The sequence below is a fragment of the Paenibacillus rhizosphaerae genome (assembly GCF_014192015.1).
In the GTDB taxonomy this organism is placed as follows: domain Bacteria; phylum Bacillota; class Bacilli; order Paenibacillales; family Paenibacillaceae; genus Paenibacillus_AQ; species Paenibacillus_AQ rhizosphaerae.
Genome location: NZ_JACHXJ010000008.1, coordinates 1 through 15,994, shown reverse-complemented (window position 1 = coordinate 15,994; position 15,994 = coordinate 1). Strand labels below are relative to the sequence as shown.

The following is a 15,994-nucleotide window of genomic DNA, read 5'->3' as shown; positions in this document are numbered from 1 at the left end:
TAAAACGGTGCTTCCTCTTAGACGAGGTGAGCACCGTTTTTTACTTGCTTGGGGGTGAGGAATCTGGATCTTTCGTATCTGTCATTCCATTAAGAAATGACCCCTTTGGACAAAATCAGGTTGCCGTACAACGCACGCTCTCCGGTCGCCACGACCGCATAGGCTTTCTTCGCGCGTTCATAAAATTCGAAACGTTCCAATTCGGTGAACTTGATGTCTTCCCCTTCCGTCTCATGCACGATCTTGCGGTATACTTCCCACACCGGCGTTTCCACCGGATCTCCCGGCACCACCTGCATCAGCATGACGGGGTACTCCACGTACCTGTTCAGGGGCAGCAGTTCAAGCGCAGCCTGGAGCAGTTCGGGAATGCCGTGGCCGTCCGCCCGAACCAGCCGCTTAGCCAGACTGGCGGAAGGGAAATTCCCGTCGGCGAATACGATCTCGTCCCCGTGCCCCATTTCGCTTAATATTTTCAACAGCTCAGGAGACAGCAATGCGGAAATTCCTTTCAACATGACAAAACCTCCTATTATGTTCCCACTTGGGGTGTCCTGAAACATAATACGACACGCGGCAGGAATATCCTTCCTAAAATAAATTTTACAATCGCATGAAGCTCCCGGATACACCGCTGTTGTATAATAGTGGAAAATGACCCCTAACACGAAACGGAGGATTTGTCGTCCATGAAAAAGACCTGGCTGCTTGGCTTCGGATTTTTCAGCATCAGCATCACCTGGGCGCTGTACAACGCGTTTGTTCCGTTTTTTCTCGATCCGTACCTGAAAAGCGCCGCATGGATCGGCTTCATGATGACCATCGACAACTATTTCGCCCTGTTCCTGCAGCCATGGATCGGTAACCGGAGCGACCGGACCGTCTCCCGTTTCGGCAAGCGGATGCCCTACCTCCTTATCGGGATGCCGCTCGCTGCGCTGTTCGTCATCCTGATCCCCTTTCACACCAGCCTGCTGACGCTGGTCCTGTTCATGATGCTGATGAACCTGGCGATGAGCCTCTACCGCTCGCCGACGATCGCACTCATGCCGGACATCATGCCGGAAGGGAAGCGGACCAAAGCCAACGGCGTCATCAACTTCATGGGCGGCGTGGGCGGTATTCTCGCGTTTGCCGGCGGATCGCTGCTGTACAACCAGAACCGCTCCTTCCCGTTTATCGCCGCGGCGGTCATCACCCTGCTGTCGCTGTGGATTCTGTACCGCTTCGTACCCGTTCGTGGAAGCGGCCCCACACCTTCCTCCGCGCCGCAGGAAGGAAGCCGGATCAAGCTGCGCGGCGAGCTGGACCGGACGACGGTGCTGCTGCTGATCGCGATCTTTTTCTGGTTCGTCGGGTATCAGGGCGTCGAATCGTTGTTTACGCTTTACGGCAAGCATCATATGGGACTGCAGGAGAGCGCCGCTTCCTTCTCCCTGACCTTCTTTTCGCTGTTCTTCGTCCTGTTTGCCATCCCAAGCGGCTGGCTCGGCAACCGATTCGGGAAGAAGCGGATCATTCTGATGGGCGTCGCCGGCCTGTTTCTCGTGTTCGCGGCCGTGCCGTTCATCGGAACCGTGGGACCGCTCCGCGTACTGCTCGCCCTCGGAGGCATCTTCTGGGCGTGCATCAATATTAATTCCTATCCGTTCATCGTATCGACCGGAAGCGAAGCCAGCATCGGAACCCGGACCGGACTGTACTACCTTGTGTCCTCCCTGGCGGCGATCACCTCGCCGCCGCTGCTGGGGCTGATCATCGACCAGTTCGGCTATGCCTCCCTGTTTGTCGTCGCGTCGGCCAGCCTGCTGATCGCCCTAATGGTCCTGACGATGGTTCGCCATGACGGCAAAACGGCCGGCGCAGGGTCCGGAAAAACTACGCTAAACGGATAAAGAGAGAAGCGCAACCATGCAAAAACATCCGCAGCTGACAAAGCCAAACGGATGTTTTTTTGCTGATGCGGCCGAAACCATATAATGACCTGACTGATAAATGCCAACACACAGCAAGTGCTAATCCCTAGGAGATCCTAATACATAGGAAATCCTAATACCTTAGTATGGCCAACGCCTGCTATACCAGCAGGTCGGCGACAACCGGAAAATGGTCGGACGGCATTTGGCCCTGGCGGTGATCGGTGATCACGCCAAAATTGCGCACCCGTACCCCGCCGGTCACGAAAATAAAATCGATGGCGCTCTCGAACTCGAGGCCATGCTCCACGCCCGAGTTCAAATACGCAGGGAACAGCCGCGCGGCCGTTTCCCGGGAGTCAAAGCCCTGGAAGGTGAACGCCGGGCCGAAATGCCGGTAATCCGCGCTGACCGCCGCATCACGCAGCATAGCCCTGCCCTCTTCTTCGCCGCAGAGGACGCGGTAGGCTTCCGAATCGCTGGTGACGTTGAAATCCCCGGTCAGCACCGCGGCGCCCTCTTCCACCATGTCCCGGATCCGGCTTTTGATCAAATGCGCGCTCTGCTTGACCGCCTCCACGCCGATGTGGTCAAAATGAGTGTTCAGATGGATAAATTCTTTTCCCGTATATGTATCCTGGAACCGGCACCAGGTCACCATCCGGGTGCAGGCTGCGTCCCAGCCCAATTTGCCCGGCTTCTCCGGCTCTTCGGACAGCCAGAAATGTCCATGCTCCTGCGGCTCCAACCTTTGCTTCAGGTAGAAGATGCAGGCGTATTCGCCGTCCTGCTTCCCGTCCTCCCGGCCGGCTCCGATCCAGCCGTACTCCGGCAGACGTTCTTCAAGATCGGTAAGCTGGTTATGCAGCACCTCCTGCATGCCGACCAAGTCGGCGCGGTGGAAGCGGACGATTCCGGCAACCAGGTCCCGCCGGCTGTCCCAAGTGTTCTCGCCTTCCTTGTCATAGTCGTTTTTGATGTTATACGACATGAACCGGAGCTCGATCTCCGGTTTGGCTGTGTTGCTCACATCAGCACCTCATTTCTCAAAGTTTGCGCACGCCCATTCTACCATAATCCGCCGGAAAGCGATCACAAAATTGGGTCCAAGGCATGAATCCCCCTGCAGGCGGGTTCATTGCTTGGATGTAATCGATGCTGCTTTGCGGGAACTCCCGTGTGGGGACGCGCAATGCTGGACACGGCTAAAAGGCCGCCCCCTTGGATCCGATTGATCCAAGGGAACAGCCTTTACCGGAATCACATTTATGATGGAGTCAGCTTGGCCATCAGGCTGCGGAGCGCCGCTCCCCGGTGGCTGATCGCCTGCTTTTCCTCCATCGTCAGTTCCGCCATCGTTTTCCCGTAATCGGGAAGATAGAAAAGCGGGTCGTACCCGAATCCGCCCGAGCCGGCGCGGTCGGCGGTGATCCACCCCTGAACCGAGCCGGAAGCCTCGGTGAAGCCGCCCGTTGCCGGATCGTACAGCACCAGCGTGCAGACAAAGCTCGCCGGGCTGAGCAGCGAATCCTGAACGTCCGCGCCCATCTTTTTGTCCTCCAGCATTTGCAGCAGCTTCTCGTTGTTCTGCTCATCCGTGGCATGCTCGCCCGCAAAGCGGGCGGAGTATACGCCCGGACGGCCTTCCAGCTCGTCAACGCACAAGCCGGAATCGTCGGCAAGCACCGGAAGCCCGAGGGCATCGCCTACGGTTTTGGCTTTCTTCAGCGCGTTCTCCGCAAACGTGCTCCCGTCCTCCACTACATCCGGAATGCCGGGATAGTCGAACATGCTTTTCACCTGTTTGCCCAGCGGGGCGAAGGCATGCTCAAACTCCTTGACCTTCCCTTTGTTCTTCGTCGCCACAATAATCGTATCACCCGCCGGAATCATGCTAGGCCTCTCTTCCGGCTTGTCCTGAGCCGATCATCAGCGCAATCGGGCCAAGGGCTTCCTTCTGCTTGATGATCAGCTCGCGGATGCCCTGCTCCCCAAGCTTCAGGAGCTCATCGAGCTCCTGCCGCGTGAAGGGGCTTTCCTCGCCGGTTCCCTGCAGCTCGACGAACGCGCCGCTGCCGGTCATGACGAGGTTCATATCCACCTTCGCCTTCGAATCTTCCTCATAATTCAGATCGAGCCGCGGCTCCTCGCCGACCACCCCGACACTGACCGAAGCCAGGAAGTCGGTGATCGGAAACACCGGCAGCTTATGCTGCTGGGCGATTTTGTTGATCGCGATGGCCATCGCCACGAACGAGCCGGTAATCGACGTCGTGCGCGTGCCCCCGTCTGCTTGAATGACGTCGCAATCCAGCGTAATGGTCCGCTCGCCCAGCGCCTGCAAATTCACAACGGAGCGTAGCGCTCTGCCGATCAGCCGCTGAATTTCCATCGTACGTCCGCTGAGTTTGCCGCGCGCGGCTTCCCGCTGGTTGCGGGATTGCGTAGCCCGGGGCAGCATCGAATACTCCGCGGTTACCCAGCCTTTCCCCTGTCCTTTCAAAAAAGGAGGAACCTTCTCGTCCACCGTGGCGGTGCAAAGGACTTTGGTGTCCCCCATTTCAATGAACACGGAGCCTTCCGCGTACTTGTTTACGTTCACTGTCAAATTCATCGGCCTAAGCTGATGGCTGCTGCGTCCGTTTGATCTCATCATTTCTGCCTCCTACTTCGTTCGCATCCTGTTTAAGCAACCTTTATTTTACCAAAATGGAGGGATAAAAACACCCTGAGCTGCCCTTAAAGCGGGATTTCGTTAATATAGTCGGGACGTGTGACCGGCTGGCTGTAGTCCAGATTGTCGGTACCGACGACCTTGGACTCCCCGTTCAGCTCGATTTTGACCTTGGGATTTCCCGCGTTTTCCGCCACCGTCAGCACGACGGACTGAAGCATTTCGGTCGGTACCGCATCGCCTTCGGCGAACATGTCTTCCTTCAAGGATACCGTTACCGTGCCGTCTTTCTCCTTCTTCACGGACTGCAGCTGCGTTTCGTCGGTCATGACTTGTTCCAGGCCGTCTGTTTCCTGCGGACCGCGGATCAATTCGGCGAGTGCCGACTGCAGCGCGTCCTGTCCCGGTTTGACAAGCCGCGTTACCGGAACATAATACTGGATACCGGCCGGCGATGCCGCCGAGAAGTAAACGGTGACCGGCGACGAATTCGTCAGCGTGGCCCCCTGCCCGACTTCCAGATTAATGCCCATGCTGCGGCTGAGCGGCTGATCCAGCGGAGTGCCCGCAACCGGCATTTCCGACAGCTTCTTGCCGTCCACCCACAGCTGGACCTTTTGCACATCCGCATTACCGGTCAGAGTCCAGGCCAGCGATTCGAGAATTTTGCGCTCATCCGGCGCTTTGTATTTCGTGAATGCACTGTTAAACTCGACAACAGCCAGCTTGTTATCCTTGTCCACCGTGACCTTCTTGACCTCGGTTCCCGCAGGCAGGACACCCGTGAAGCCTTCCGGAATATATTTGGCATAAGCTCCGCCGGAAACGAGCGTTTCCACCGACAGCTGAACCGAAGTTTTATCCTTCACTTCCGGCAGACCGAGGGTAACGGGTGCAAGCATTCCGTTTCCGTCCGCCAAATAGACGGTCGTCGGGGTGCCTGTGAGCTCGGCCTTGGCGCCTGTGGTGCCAGTGCCGTCCGACATATTGAGCATCTGCTCCTCGACCGCCTTCGGCGGCGCATCAAGGTCTTCCGAAGCCGAATGGGTTCCGAACAAACCGCAGCCGGACAGAATAACGGGAACGGCCAGCAATCCGGCGGCGGAAATGCCGCGAATTTTATTAAGCTTGGTCATAAGTCTGGTTCCTCCTAATCATTTTGTACAGTTTGTACTACCATGTATACGAGCCCCTTTCCGAAAAAATAACAGCCGGTCCATATTTAAATTTTATACAGGTTCCTGCGCCTTCCCTGCTGCTTGAGGATGCGTCAAAATGGGCATAACTGGACAAAGATATACTGCAAAACATACAATCAAAGTGCGTGAAGTTACATACTACTTGGATGACGGGGTGACGTAATGAGTGAAGCAAATGAGGCAAAGCAAGCAAAAATTCCATACAGCTTAAACAGTAAAAAGGTATCCGAAGCGACGCGGGAATGGCTTCATCACCGGGGCGTGAGGGTGGAGGAGATCGCCGAGCTCGTCATGCTGCTGCAGAAAAAGTACTACCCGAACCTGACGATGGAAGAATGCATCCTGAACGTGGAGAAAGTGCTGAGCAAGCGCGAAGTGCAAAACGCGGTACTGACCGGCATCCAGCTCGATATGCTGGCCGAGCAGGGCAAGCTGCTCTCCCCGCTGCAGGACATGCTGGAAAATGACGAGAGTCTATATGGCGTCGACGAAGTGCTGGCCTTTTCCATCGTGAACGTATACGGCAGCATCGGCTTTACGAATTACGGGTATATCGATAAGCTCAAACCCGGCGTGCTGGAGCGCCTGAATGACAAGAGCACCGGGGAAACCCATACGTTCCTGGACGATATTGTCGGCGCGGTCGCCGCGGCGGCCAGCAGCCGGATCGCGCACGGCAAGCAGGCGGAGAAGGAAACGGGCGACGAGCCGGATGAGGTTCAGCTTCCCGAAGATCACTAAAAACATCATCTTCATATCGGGAGAGGGCTGATTCGTCAGCCCTCCTCTTGTCATTTGGCGAGGAAAATAACACAGATGGTACGAAGCCGGGCGGATGCAATGCCCCGAACGCAAACAAGGACGGCCTCTTGGCCGTCCTTCCCGCTCTTCCTGCCGCTATATAACGGCCTCATATCGAATGATGCCGTCATCGCCCGGCACCTGCTTGACCTGGCCGCGCCGCTCCAGCTCCTGCGTATGCGCCAGTGTCTCGCACATGGCGAAGCGCATCTGGTGAATGCCGAGCGCGGTGCCGAACAGGTCGGCGCACAGCTCAAAGCCGGTCGCCGGCCCTGCCTGAATCCGTCCCAGCACCCGGACCAGCCGCTCTTCATGGTGCTGCAGGAGCGCTTCAAGCCGGGCCTCAACATGGTCAAACGGATTCCGGTGCCCCGGATAGGCCCGTTTTACCTGAAAGCCCTGCAGCTTCCTGAGCCCGTTCAGAAACGAATGCAGCGGCTCGGGATCGCTTCCGGGCAGCAGGCTGACGTTCGGGGAGATCTGCGGCAGCACCGCATCTCCGCACAGCATGACCCCGCTCTCCTCATGCAGCAGCGACATATGGCCGGGTGCATGTCCCCACGTTTCGATGGGCATCCATCGCCGCCCGCCCATCTCCAGCGGTTCCCCTTCGGTCAGCGGCAGCGCCGAAGGCAGCGGCTCCACCTGCGGGAAGAAGCTCTCCAAATGGGCGGGGAGCTGGCTTGTCCACGCCTCGGGCATGCCATGCCGCCGGAACAATAGCGGCAGGTCGTCATTCATCGTGGATGCCTCGCCCCACATCCGCTGCATTTCCTCCGCCGCCCGCACGGACATCCGGACCGGGCAGCCCGCCTTTTCCTGGAACCACCCTGACAATCCCAAATGATCGGGATGATGGTGCGTAAGCACGACCGACTCCATATTCCCGAAAGGGATGCCCAGTTCATCCAATACCTTGTCCCAGGCAGCTTCATTCTCCGTAGTCCGCGGTCCCGGATCGATCACCGTAACCCCGCCTGAAGGCCCCCGCAGCAGATAGCTGTTTACCCAGCGCAAAGGGTACGACATCGCAATCTTTATCTGGATGATGCCGTCTTCATATTGCGTAATCTCGGGTATCTTCAATGCCCCGTCCTTCTTTCTTTTATGCTTTTTCTTCCAGCGGGCGCCGACCCACGAAAATCATCCGCTGTGAGCGGGCCTCGTCGTATTCCACTTCTTCATTATAGCCGCCGTACACTTCGTCTGTCATGAGCCCGGCCTCTTGCAGCATTGCCTCCAGCCGGGGACGCGTATACAGCTTCACCCGCTCATGATACTCCCTTGTGCCCTTGGTGTCGTGCATATCCGAAATGGAGATGTCCTTGATTACAAAATCTCCGTCGATTCGGCGCTTCTCCACGATCCGCTGCCCCTCCTCCTCCCGTTCCGATTCCGGAACCAGGTGGCTCCGGACATGAGGGGAGTTCATGAAATCGATAATAAACCAGCCTCCGGGCTTCAGCATCCGGAGAATCTCCCGGAGCACCTTGAGCTGCTCGCCGTCCTCGCGGAAGTACCCGAACGAAGTAAACAGATTGACGACCGCGTCAAACCCGCCTTCCAGCGGGAGCTCCCGCATATCGGCCTGCCGCCATTCCACCCGCTCCTTCGTGTCCAGCTTCCGGGCTTCCCGCAGCAGCACGTCGGAGAGATCCACCCCGGTGACGCGGTAGCCAGCATCCACCAGTGCGAGGGAATGCCTGCCTGTTCCGCAGCACAAGTCGAGCACCTGCGCCCCTGGCGGCAGGTCCAGCCAGGAGATCATCGTCTTTACCTCCCGGGCTGCCCCTTCAATGTCCCGGTGCTTATATACCAGGAGGTAATCCTCCCCAAAGCTTTTTTCATACCAATCCCTCATCCTCTGCGTCATCCTCCTGTGTGAGTCGTTCCATTCATCATTACATTCAAAAGGGACGATTGAAACCAGCCTGCGGCAGCCTGTGCCTGCCGTATGTGGTATAGGATTCGACGCGCCACGGGATTGTATGAATGTGACGGATATAGGACCGGTCCGGCTTACGACTCAGGCACATATTCATGCGCCAGGATCGAGTACAGCCAGGAATTCGCGAAGCCTCCTTTGTTCGTCGGCATATGCTCACGGAGATACCCTTCCTTTTGCATGCCGATCTTCTGCATGACCCGCTCGGATCCGATATTTTCCGGACGGCAGGTCGCGTAAATCCGGTGCACTCCGAGCTGATGGAAGCCGAATTCCAGCATCGCTTTGGCGCATTCGGAAGCGTACCCTTGGCCCCAATGATCCGCATGGAAGCAGTAGCCGATTTCTCCGTTCGAGCCCGAGACGTTGATTCCACAGCCGCCGATCAGCTCTCCGTCCGTTTTGCGGGTCACCGCCCACTCGTAATGAGTCCTGGGCTCTTTCTGCTGCATGGCCATCATGCCAGCGACATAATCCTTCGTTTCTTCCTCAGTATTGGGACCCCAAAGGGTATAACGGGTGACTTCGGGATCTGATGCGTACCGGTGTACACTCTCCCAGTCTTCCGGCGTAAACTCGCGAATAACCAGCCTGTTCGTCTCCAGCCTCATCTACAGGTCTCCTCCCTTGAACCGAATATAAAATGAATTGAATCCAGATTAATCCATCCACCCCTCCGGTGTCGATCCCCTGCAATAAAAAGTCCCGTCCCTAATTATTCGGGTGCGGCCACAGCCGCCATCCTTTGCCGAAATATAGCGGAAAATAATGCGGAAACGAGCCCATATTGCGACAAACCTTTCACCTGAGTAGTGATATAGTGAAAATGCACTAATTCATAGTGTTTTAAAAATTGGAGGGATTAGATATGGAGCATTTGGAACTGGACATCTTGATGGCTGACGAAGAAGCAGAACAGGAAGAGCAAATCGACGACATCGAAGAAGAAGATGATGAGGCGGAAGACGAGGAAGAATCCGAATTCGTAGAAGAGGCGGATGAGGACGAAGACGAAGAAGCCGAAGATGAAGAAGACGACGAAGAAGCTTAACTGGCAACACAATCCCTTCTCCCAGATACACAGAAGCTAATCCTACAGACCTGTTCAGCGATGAACAGGTTTTTTGAATTTCGGTTAAAAAAAGAAAAGGCAGGCCGTCCCCCAATGTCAAGGAAGCAGCCTGCTTTTTGTTCAGCCGTTCAATGTCATTATTTGCTCAGCGTTTCGGTCAGCACCGGAACGATTTGCGATTTACGCGACACAACGCCCTTCAATACAGCCGTATTGTTCTCAAGCTTCACGTTATAAGCCGTTTCTACCGCAGCAGCGGATTTGCCGAGGGCCAGCGCCACGGAATCGTTGTTCAGAATATCCGTTACGACAAATACGAACAGATCCAGACCTTTCTCGCTGATGATCGCGTTCAGGGCGTCCTCCAGTTCAGCCTGACGGTTCAGGACGTCGTTAGGGTCCACGGTGTTCACTTGGGCGATTTCCACTTTGCTGCTGCCCATTTGGAATTCTTTGGCGTCCAGGGAGATCAGCTCGGCAATCGTCTTGCTGCTGACATCCGCACCCGCTTTAAGCATGTCCAGTCCGTATTGCTCCAGGTTGACTCCGGCGATGTCGGCGAGCTCGCGGACAGCGGCTACGTCTTCCTCGGTGCAGGTCGGGGATTTCAGCAGGAGCGTGTCGGATACGATCGCGGATACCATCAGTCCGGCGATTTGCGGCGTAACTTCAACGCCTTTTTCCTTGAACAATTTGTTCAGGATCGTTGCCGTGCAGCCTACAGGCTCAGCGCGGTAGTACAGCGGATGGCTTGTCTCGAAATTCGCGATGCGGTGGTGGTCGATAACCTCGCTCACACGCACCTGATCGATGTCGCTCGCGCTCTGCTGGCGCTCATTATGGTCAACGAGAATAACCTCGCTAGCTTCGTTAGCCACGGTTTCCACTTGGCGAGGGGCCTCGGCTTTGAAATAATCCAGTGCAAACTGCGTTTCCCCGTTGACGGCGCCCAAACGTACCGGCTCCGTATTGTGGCCGAGCTTATTCTTGAGGTAAGAGTATACGATCGCCGATGTGATCGTGTCCGTGTCCGGGTTTTTGTGCCCGAAAATCAATGTTTTTGCCATGGTTTCAACTGCTCCTTTATCGATTGGAATAAATGAAGACTTGGTTCATGCCGTAATCTACATACGATTATAGCGGTAATTGGGCTATATTCCAATTCCTTTACAGAGATTTATTCCTGAGCGCTTTGTTACAGCCTGATTTCGGGAGGTGTCTTGGCCGGTATCCGCTTCAGCGGCTGGCCCTCTTTATAATACAGCGACGGATTCAGCAGCACATAGAAAATATGGGTATGCGGGCATCCGAGGTTCTCCAGGATCCGGTTGATGTTCTCGGCAATCGCATGATGCTTCTCTTCCTCGCGCGGGAACATGAAAATTTCCACGGACCGGGGACTGTTTGTGATTTTTTCCACATGTAAAAGCTCAATTTTGACGATTTCTTCCGGAATGTTGGCGATTCCCGAAATGCATTCGATAATGGCCGGTGCGGCGGTCTCCACCACATTCTTTTCAAAACCTGTAAATCTGACAAAAGGCAAAGCCGTTCCCTTCTTTCTCTTTCTTTCTAAAGCTGTGCCCGATCTAAAACTATCGGCATTACTAACCTACCATAAAAACGGCAAAGGAGTCACCTCCCCAAGAGATCACTCCTTTATGCCAATGGTTACTGCTGGTGCCGAATCCGAAGCCTTACACTTCTATTCCATAATTTTCGACGGGTTGGCGACGACGTCGATTTTCTCCTGCACGCGCTCCGGTGTCCCCAGAAAATGGCGGTTCAGCGGCTTCAGATCGTCGTCCAGTTCGTACAGAATCGGCACTGCGGTCGGGATGTTCAAATCCACGATATCCTCGTCGCTGATATTTTCCAGCACCTTCATCAAGGCCCGCAGGCTGTTCCCGTGCGCGACGACGAGCACTTTCTTACCCGCCTTGATCTGCGGCACGATCTCCGCTTCCCAGTAAGGGAGCACGCGCGCGATCGTATCCTTCAGGCTTTCTCCCAGCGGGATCTCCTGTTTCGTCAAGTTGCCGTAGCGCTTGTCCTTAGGAGGGTAGCGGTCATCGTCGGCCGTAATCTGCAGCGGGGGCACGTCGAAGCTCCGGCGCCACAGCATGACCTGCTCCGCACCGTATTTCTTCGCCGTCTCCTCTTTATTTAGTCCCTGGAGCGCGCCGTAATGCCGCTCGTTCAGCTTCCACGATTTGCGGATCGGAATCCATAACAGGTCGTTGACGTCCAAAATATAATTCAGCGTTTTGATCGCCCTCTTTAATACGGACGTATATGCGATATCGATCTCGTAGGGAACGTCCTGCAGCAGGTGCCCGGCCTTGATCGCTTCCTGGACCCCTTTGTCCGTCAAATCGACGTCCGTCCAGCCGGTGAACCGGTTTTCACGGTTCCACTCGCTTTCCCCATGTCTGACCAGAACCACCTTGTACATGGTGCACACTCCTTTACTGCCTTACTCGTCACAAGCTACCGGTATAGCTTTTAACCGATAAGCATTTTTTAAACTTTTTCATTTCATTCCAATCAGCTTGCATGCTGGCTGCGGACGAGCGGCCTTCTCTGGCAGGTCTCTTGTTTGCGGATCCCCTGTGCCCTACAGGGGTCGTTTGGTAGAAGCGGGACGTTCGGCGGGTTGCCTGACAAGCCTTGCAGATTTACAATAACTACTGTTACATCATAATCGGAGAACGACGGAGGTACAATATGAGAAGTCCTTATTTGTTCGGCCAAATTGAACGCGTGCGTATGGGCATCATCAACAAGGTATCTGCGCTGCCCGAATCCAAGCGGGACATCGTCCCCGAGGGATTCAACAACAATATCCACTGGCATCTCGGGCATTTGCTGGTCATATCCGACGTGCTCGTGCTCCAGTACAGCGGCAAGGATGGCGTCATTCCGGCCGAATACCGTCCTTATTTCGCTTCCGGGACGAAACCGGCGGACTGGCAGGGCGAGGCACCGGCGTGGGATACCCTGATCTCGCAGCTCACCGAGCAGGTTCGCTTCTTCCAAGAGCAGCTCGGTGACGACCTAAATCAGCCTGTGGCCAAAGCGGACAACTTTGCCAAAGCCGAGACGATCGACGAGCTGCTGGTCATGAACATCAGCCACGAGGCATCGCATGCCGGCATGATCAACGCGATGCTGAAGAAGCTGGTCTGATATCGGCTCAGCAGACAGCACAAGGCAGCCCCTTCTCTTCCGAATCGGGGAAAGAGAAGGGGCTGCCTTATTTTATCGGTTAGAAGCCGACGGAAGGTAACTTCGTGTTCGGGATGGGTACGCGTGGAATCCCTCCGCTGTCGCCACGAAACGGAGCATTGGTGAATAACCAATGCAGAGCGGCATCGCGTATCGTCAAAACGGATTAACGGTAGTCGTCATGGAGGCGCCACCAGATGTAAGGCTGGGTTTGCGGCCATCCTTCAGGCGAATCTTCCCAGGTTTCCTGGCGGCCAAACGGTGTCAGGTCGAGCAAGTTGAAGTCCGCGCGGATCCGGTCGACGCCGCGTGAGGCCGTGAAATAGGTGCGGAACACCTCATCTCCATCGCGTAGGAAGACGCTCAAGCCAAATCCGTCCCCAGCTCCCATGTCATTGTTGAATCTGTTCCCGTTCGAAGAGAACCAGGGCACACGCCAGCCCATCCGGTCTTTGAACGGCTGGATCTGTGACAGGGGCGCGGGCGAGACCAGAATAAAGGTCGTATCCCGGGCGTTCAAGTGGGCAAGGTGACCAATGTTGTCGACAAAAGAGGAGCAGCCTGTGCAGCCTTGACTAGCGCCCGGAGCCATCATGAAGTGGTACACCATGAGCTGGCGGCGTCCTTCGAAAAGTTCAAGCAGCGGCACTGTACCGTCCGGTCCCTCGAAAATATAATCTTTGCCGATCCGTACCATCGGCAGCCTGCGGCGCTCTGCGGCCAGCGCATCCAGCGCACGGGTAAGCTCCTTCTCTTTGACGAGCAGCTTATCGCGCGCGTCCATCCACTCTTCCTCCGAAACGATTTGCGGAAATGCTGTGTTTTTCGTATCCACGGTTATCCTCCTCCAAGTTATTTCAAGGATTCGTTGATTCTGCCCTTATCCTAACATGTTTAATTTCCCGGGATTTCTTATGAATTGCGGAAAATGATATGAAGCTGCATATTTCTTATGTTCTGGAACGACATGCTCCATTTAGACGTTCTATATAGAAAGGAGCTGATGGATATGGACCTCGTTCTGGTCATTTTAGGGCTGATCCTGATAGGCGGCGGCATCATGACCCGCCGGAACCCGGGAATGGGATGGCGGATCAATGAAAGCTGGAAGACGGAAGAAGAAGCGGAGCCCAGCGAGTCCTACCTGGAACTCCAACAGGTCCGCGGCTTCCTTGCGATCGTGCTCGGCTCGATTTTTATCGTGATCGGGTTGTTTATGCTGCTGTTTTTATGACCGTTCCTTATCCAGAGAACAGACCATTTTGAAGTTTCCGGGAACCGCCTGAAACCCCAGCAGATCGCGGTTGATGCGAAGCATGGGACCGTTCAGCGAATCGTTGTGGGTTCGCAGATACGGCGCACCGGCAGTGCGTGCGGTTTGTATGGCTAGAAGCTTCAGCGCCAGCCCGATCCGCCGGCCCCTATACTCGGGCAGCACACCTAAACTGGTGGTACATCGCCTGGGTCTGTTCGTTCTGCTGCAGGGTCACGACGCCGACATAGCGGTCCCCGTCCTTGGCGATATGAACATACTCCGGCCGCACGCCGGGCAGGTTAATGCTCCATTTCCTCCATTCCTCAAACCAGGGGAAATCCTCGTTGTATCCCGGAATGTCCTGATGGGTGATCTTGTACAGCTCATGAAGCTTCCGCTCCTGTGCCTCGCCGGGCTCGCCCTTCAGCGTCACGAACGAGATGCCGGTTGCCTCGGCGCTGCGGATGCATGGCAGCAAAGCTTGATCGGTAAAAGACGACAAGTCCAGCACGGATTCAAAGGTGTGACGTTCCACCAGGTAGCCCCGGCGCTCCGCAAACACCAGCGATTCCACATCATTCTCCCTCATATAACAAACGAGACGGGAAGCCTTAACCTGACCCGCCCACTCGCGTACTTCCCGGGACAGTGCCCTGCCGGCTCCACGGCCGCGCTCATCCGGACGAACGACAAGGGTGACGTGGAGATTGCCGGGTTCGTTCCAAGGCGCACGCCAGGCGATGGCGTAACCGATGACCTCTCCTTCCCCGCTCACCGCGACCCATTTCGGGCGGTCCCAGCCCATCAGCCGCCCCTCTTCGTCGTAATGGAGCTGGCCCGGCGGAATGCTCTCCTCTTCGTCCTGCAGCTGCTTGGCGGTGACGGATTCCGACCAGATCAGGCTCAGCAGCGCCGCGGCCGCCGGAAAATCCTCCTTGCCAAAACGGCGAATCGTAGAGTTTGACAATATGTATTCCTCCAAAAAATGGTTTTGGTATGGCCTCGCTCATTATCTCATGCCTTCACTTTGAAGAAGCGATAAAGTTTGGGTATAGCATTTTTTTCCTTAGCTGGGCCTTCCCGCTCCCCACGAGCCCACAAAATATGAATCTATGAAAAATCAAACTTTTGCACGCTATCATCTGTCCGATACCAATTGGTGAAGCCGGCATAGAATATATCAATCTTAAGAAAAGGAGTGATATATTTGGCAAACAGCGATGTACGTCTTGCCCTTTGGTCCGGCATTAATTTTACGGGCCGCAGAATTTTGTTCAGACGCGGTGGAGTTGCGGTCCGCGACCTTGGAGCTTTCCGCTTCGACAATGTCCTCTCCAGCTTCCGGCTCAGAAACACGGTGCAGAGCAATCAAGTGACGCTTGTTTTGTTCTCACGGATTAATTTCCAGGGATCTTTCCGCGTGTTCCGCGGCAGTCAAAATGTAGCCAACCTGGGCAATTTCAACTTTAACAACGTCACGTCTTCTTTCATCCTCGTTGGACGCAACCTGACGAACGCCGAAATTTCCCAAATCCAAAGCACCGGCAGACCGCCTCAGGACATTCTTATCATCAGACAGTAACCATCTGCTAAGGGTGCCCGACAGGGTACCCTTTCTCATGTAACGAAATCCGTGCATAAGATGGAAAGTGAACAAAATAAAGAACCTCCCGCATGCCTTCCCGTCAAGGAAGACATCCTGCAGAAGGCCAAGGTCGCAAGAGAGGCTTCGATCAGATTTTTAATTCCCCAAGCTTGATCAGCTCGACAACGGCCTGAGAACGGCCTTTGACGTTTAACTTTTGCATCACATTCGTAACGTGTTTTCAAGCACGCATGACTAAATATATGTCTGTACGTGAGTTTCTCCGTCTTTGTTCACGTCGATCCGCTTGACCATTTGC

Annotated in this window: 19 protein-coding genes and 1 pseudogene; 6 read left to right on the top strand and 14 right to left on the bottom strand. The window is 55.3% G+C overall.

Annotation, left to right across the window (positions count from 1 at the left end; all coding sequences use genetic code 11):
• Positions 1-89 precede the first annotated feature (89 nt).
• Positions 90-518, bottom strand: a complete 429-nt coding sequence (gene fucU, locus FHS19_RS31795; RefSeq protein WP_076174215.1) for an L-fucose mutarotase — start codon at positions 516-518, stop codon at positions 90-92.
• Between the two features lie 171 nt (positions 519-689).
• Between fucU and FHS19_RS31790 the strand changes: the two genes are divergently transcribed.
• Positions 690-1,895, top strand: a complete 1,206-nt coding sequence (locus FHS19_RS31790; RefSeq protein ID WP_183587084.1) for an SLC45 family MFS transporter — start codon at positions 690-692, stop codon at positions 1,893-1,895.
• 181 nt (positions 1,896-2,076) lie between these two features.
• Here FHS19_RS31790 and FHS19_RS31785 read toward each other — a convergent pair whose 3' ends face one another.
• The 4 genes from FHS19_RS31785 to FHS19_RS31770 form a co-directional block, all read right to left on the bottom strand.
• Positions 2,077-2,946, bottom strand: a complete 870-nt coding sequence (locus FHS19_RS31785) for an endonuclease/exonuclease/phosphatase family protein (protein ID WP_312887396.1) — start codon at positions 2,944-2,946, stop codon at positions 2,077-2,079.
• Between the two features lie 236 nt (positions 2,947-3,182).
• Entirely contained in the window at positions 3,183-3,809 is a 627-nt protein-coding gene (locus tag FHS19_RS31780) for an XTP/dITP diphosphatase (RefSeq protein ID WP_183587082.1), read from the bottom strand.
• A 1-nt stretch (position 3,810) separates the two neighbouring features.
• A complete protein-coding gene (rph, locus tag FHS19_RS31775) occupies positions 3,811-4,572 on the bottom strand; it encodes a ribonuclease PH (RefSeq protein ID WP_281382617.1) in 762 nt (253 codons plus the stop codon).
• A gap of 83 nt (positions 4,573-4,655) precedes the next feature.
• The gene (locus FHS19_RS31770; RefSeq protein WP_183587080.1) at positions 4,656-5,726 is read right to left on the bottom strand and encodes a GerMN domain-containing protein; all 1,071 of its coding nucleotides are present in this window, start codon (positions 5,724-5,726) and stop codon (positions 4,656-4,658) included.
• A 225-nt stretch (positions 5,727-5,951) separates the two neighbouring features.
• Between FHS19_RS31770 and FHS19_RS31765 the strand changes: the two genes are divergently transcribed.
• Positions 5,952-6,530: a phosphatidylglycerophosphatase A family protein gene (locus FHS19_RS31765; protein WP_183587079.1), complete on the top strand. Its 579-nt coding sequence runs from the start codon at positions 5,952-5,954 to the stop codon at positions 6,528-6,530.
• Positions 6,531-6,686: 156 nt separating this feature from the next.
• Here the strand turns inward: FHS19_RS31765 and FHS19_RS31760 are convergent, their stop codons facing one another.
• The 3 genes from FHS19_RS31760 to FHS19_RS31750 all read right to left on the bottom strand — a co-directional run bounded on the left by FHS19_RS31760 (position 6,687) and on the right by FHS19_RS31750 (position 9,146).
• A complete protein-coding gene (locus FHS19_RS31760; protein ID WP_183587078.1) occupies positions 6,687-7,676 on the bottom strand; it encodes an MBL fold metallo-hydrolase in 990 nt (329 codons plus the stop codon).
• Positions 7,677-7,695: 19 nt separating this feature from the next.
• Complete coding sequence (locus FHS19_RS31755) at positions 7,696-8,451, bottom strand: class I SAM-dependent methyltransferase (RefSeq protein ID WP_183587077.1); 756 nt, start codon at positions 8,449-8,451, stop codon at positions 7,696-7,698.
• A gap of 158 nt (positions 8,452-8,609) precedes the next feature.
• A complete protein-coding gene (locus FHS19_RS31750; RefSeq protein ID WP_183587076.1) occupies positions 8,610-9,146 on the bottom strand; it encodes a GNAT family N-acetyltransferase in 537 nt (178 codons plus the stop codon).
• 257 nt (positions 9,147-9,403) lie between these two features.
• Here FHS19_RS31750 and FHS19_RS31745 point away from each other — a divergent pair, with 257 nt between their 5' ends.
• Positions 9,404-9,586: a hypothetical protein gene (locus FHS19_RS31745; RefSeq protein ID WP_183587075.1), complete on the top strand. Its 183-nt coding sequence runs from the start codon at positions 9,404-9,406 to the stop codon at positions 9,584-9,586.
• Between the two features lie 158 nt (positions 9,587-9,744).
• Here the strand turns inward: FHS19_RS31745 and FHS19_RS31740 are convergent, their stop codons facing one another.
• The 3 genes from FHS19_RS31740 to gpmA form a co-directional block, all read right to left on the bottom strand.
• On the bottom strand, positions 9,745-10,674 hold the full coding sequence (locus FHS19_RS31740; RefSeq protein WP_183587074.1) for a manganese-dependent inorganic pyrophosphatase: 930 nt from the start codon (positions 10,672-10,674) through the stop codon (positions 9,745-9,747).
• Positions 10,675-10,802: 128 nt separating this feature from the next.
• Positions 10,803-11,153: a DUF1904 family protein gene (locus tag FHS19_RS31735; protein WP_089548421.1), complete on the bottom strand. Its 351-nt coding sequence runs from the start codon at positions 11,151-11,153 to the stop codon at positions 10,803-10,805.
• Positions 11,154-11,312: 159 nt separating this feature from the next.
• A complete protein-coding gene (gene gpmA / locus FHS19_RS31730; RefSeq protein WP_183587072.1) occupies positions 11,313-12,062 on the bottom strand; it encodes a 2,3-diphosphoglycerate-dependent phosphoglycerate mutase in 750 nt (249 codons plus the stop codon).
• Positions 12,063-12,334: 272 nt separating this feature from the next.
• Between gpmA and FHS19_RS31725 the strand changes: the two genes are divergently transcribed.
• The gene (locus FHS19_RS31725; RefSeq protein ID WP_183587070.1) at positions 12,335-12,796 is read left to right on the top strand and encodes a DinB family protein; all 462 of its coding nucleotides are present in this window, start codon (positions 12,335-12,337) and stop codon (positions 12,794-12,796) included.
• 205 nt (positions 12,797-13,001) lie between these two features.
• On the opposite strand, the gene FHS19_RS31720 is transcribed toward FHS19_RS31725, so the two are convergent.
• A complete protein-coding gene (locus FHS19_RS31720; RefSeq protein ID WP_183587068.1) occupies positions 13,002-13,670 on the bottom strand; it encodes a DUF899 domain-containing protein in 669 nt (222 codons plus the stop codon).
• A 174-nt stretch (positions 13,671-13,844) separates the two neighbouring features.
• Between FHS19_RS31720 and FHS19_RS31715 the strand changes: the two genes are divergently transcribed.
• Positions 13,845-14,069, top strand: coding sequence for a DUF6199 family natural product biosynthesis protein (locus tag FHS19_RS31715; RefSeq protein ID WP_183587066.1), 225 nt, complete (start codon positions 13,845-13,847; stop codon positions 14,067-14,069).
• Positions 14,070-14,256: 187 nt separating this feature from the next.
• Here the strand turns inward: FHS19_RS31715 and FHS19_RS31710 are convergent, their stop codons facing one another.
• Positions 14,257-15,057, bottom strand: a complete 801-nt coding sequence (locus tag FHS19_RS31710; RefSeq protein WP_183587064.1) for a GNAT family N-acetyltransferase — start codon at positions 15,055-15,057, stop codon at positions 14,257-14,259.
• Positions 15,058-15,297: 240 nt separating this feature from the next.
• On the opposite strand from FHS19_RS31710, the gene FHS19_RS31705 reads away from it, so the two are divergent.
• Positions 15,298-15,672 (top strand): hypothetical protein, encoded by a 375-nt coding sequence (locus FHS19_RS31705; protein ID WP_145029211.1) that lies wholly within the window; start codon positions 15,298-15,300, stop codon positions 15,670-15,672.
• A 151-nt stretch (positions 15,673-15,823) separates the two neighbouring features.
• Here the strand turns inward: FHS19_RS31705 and FHS19_RS35835 are convergent.
• Positions 15,824-15,913 (bottom strand): annotated as a pseudogene (locus FHS19_RS35835) (helix-turn-helix domain-containing protein); the annotation flags it as partial.
• Positions 15,914-15,994: the final 81 nt, after the last annotated feature.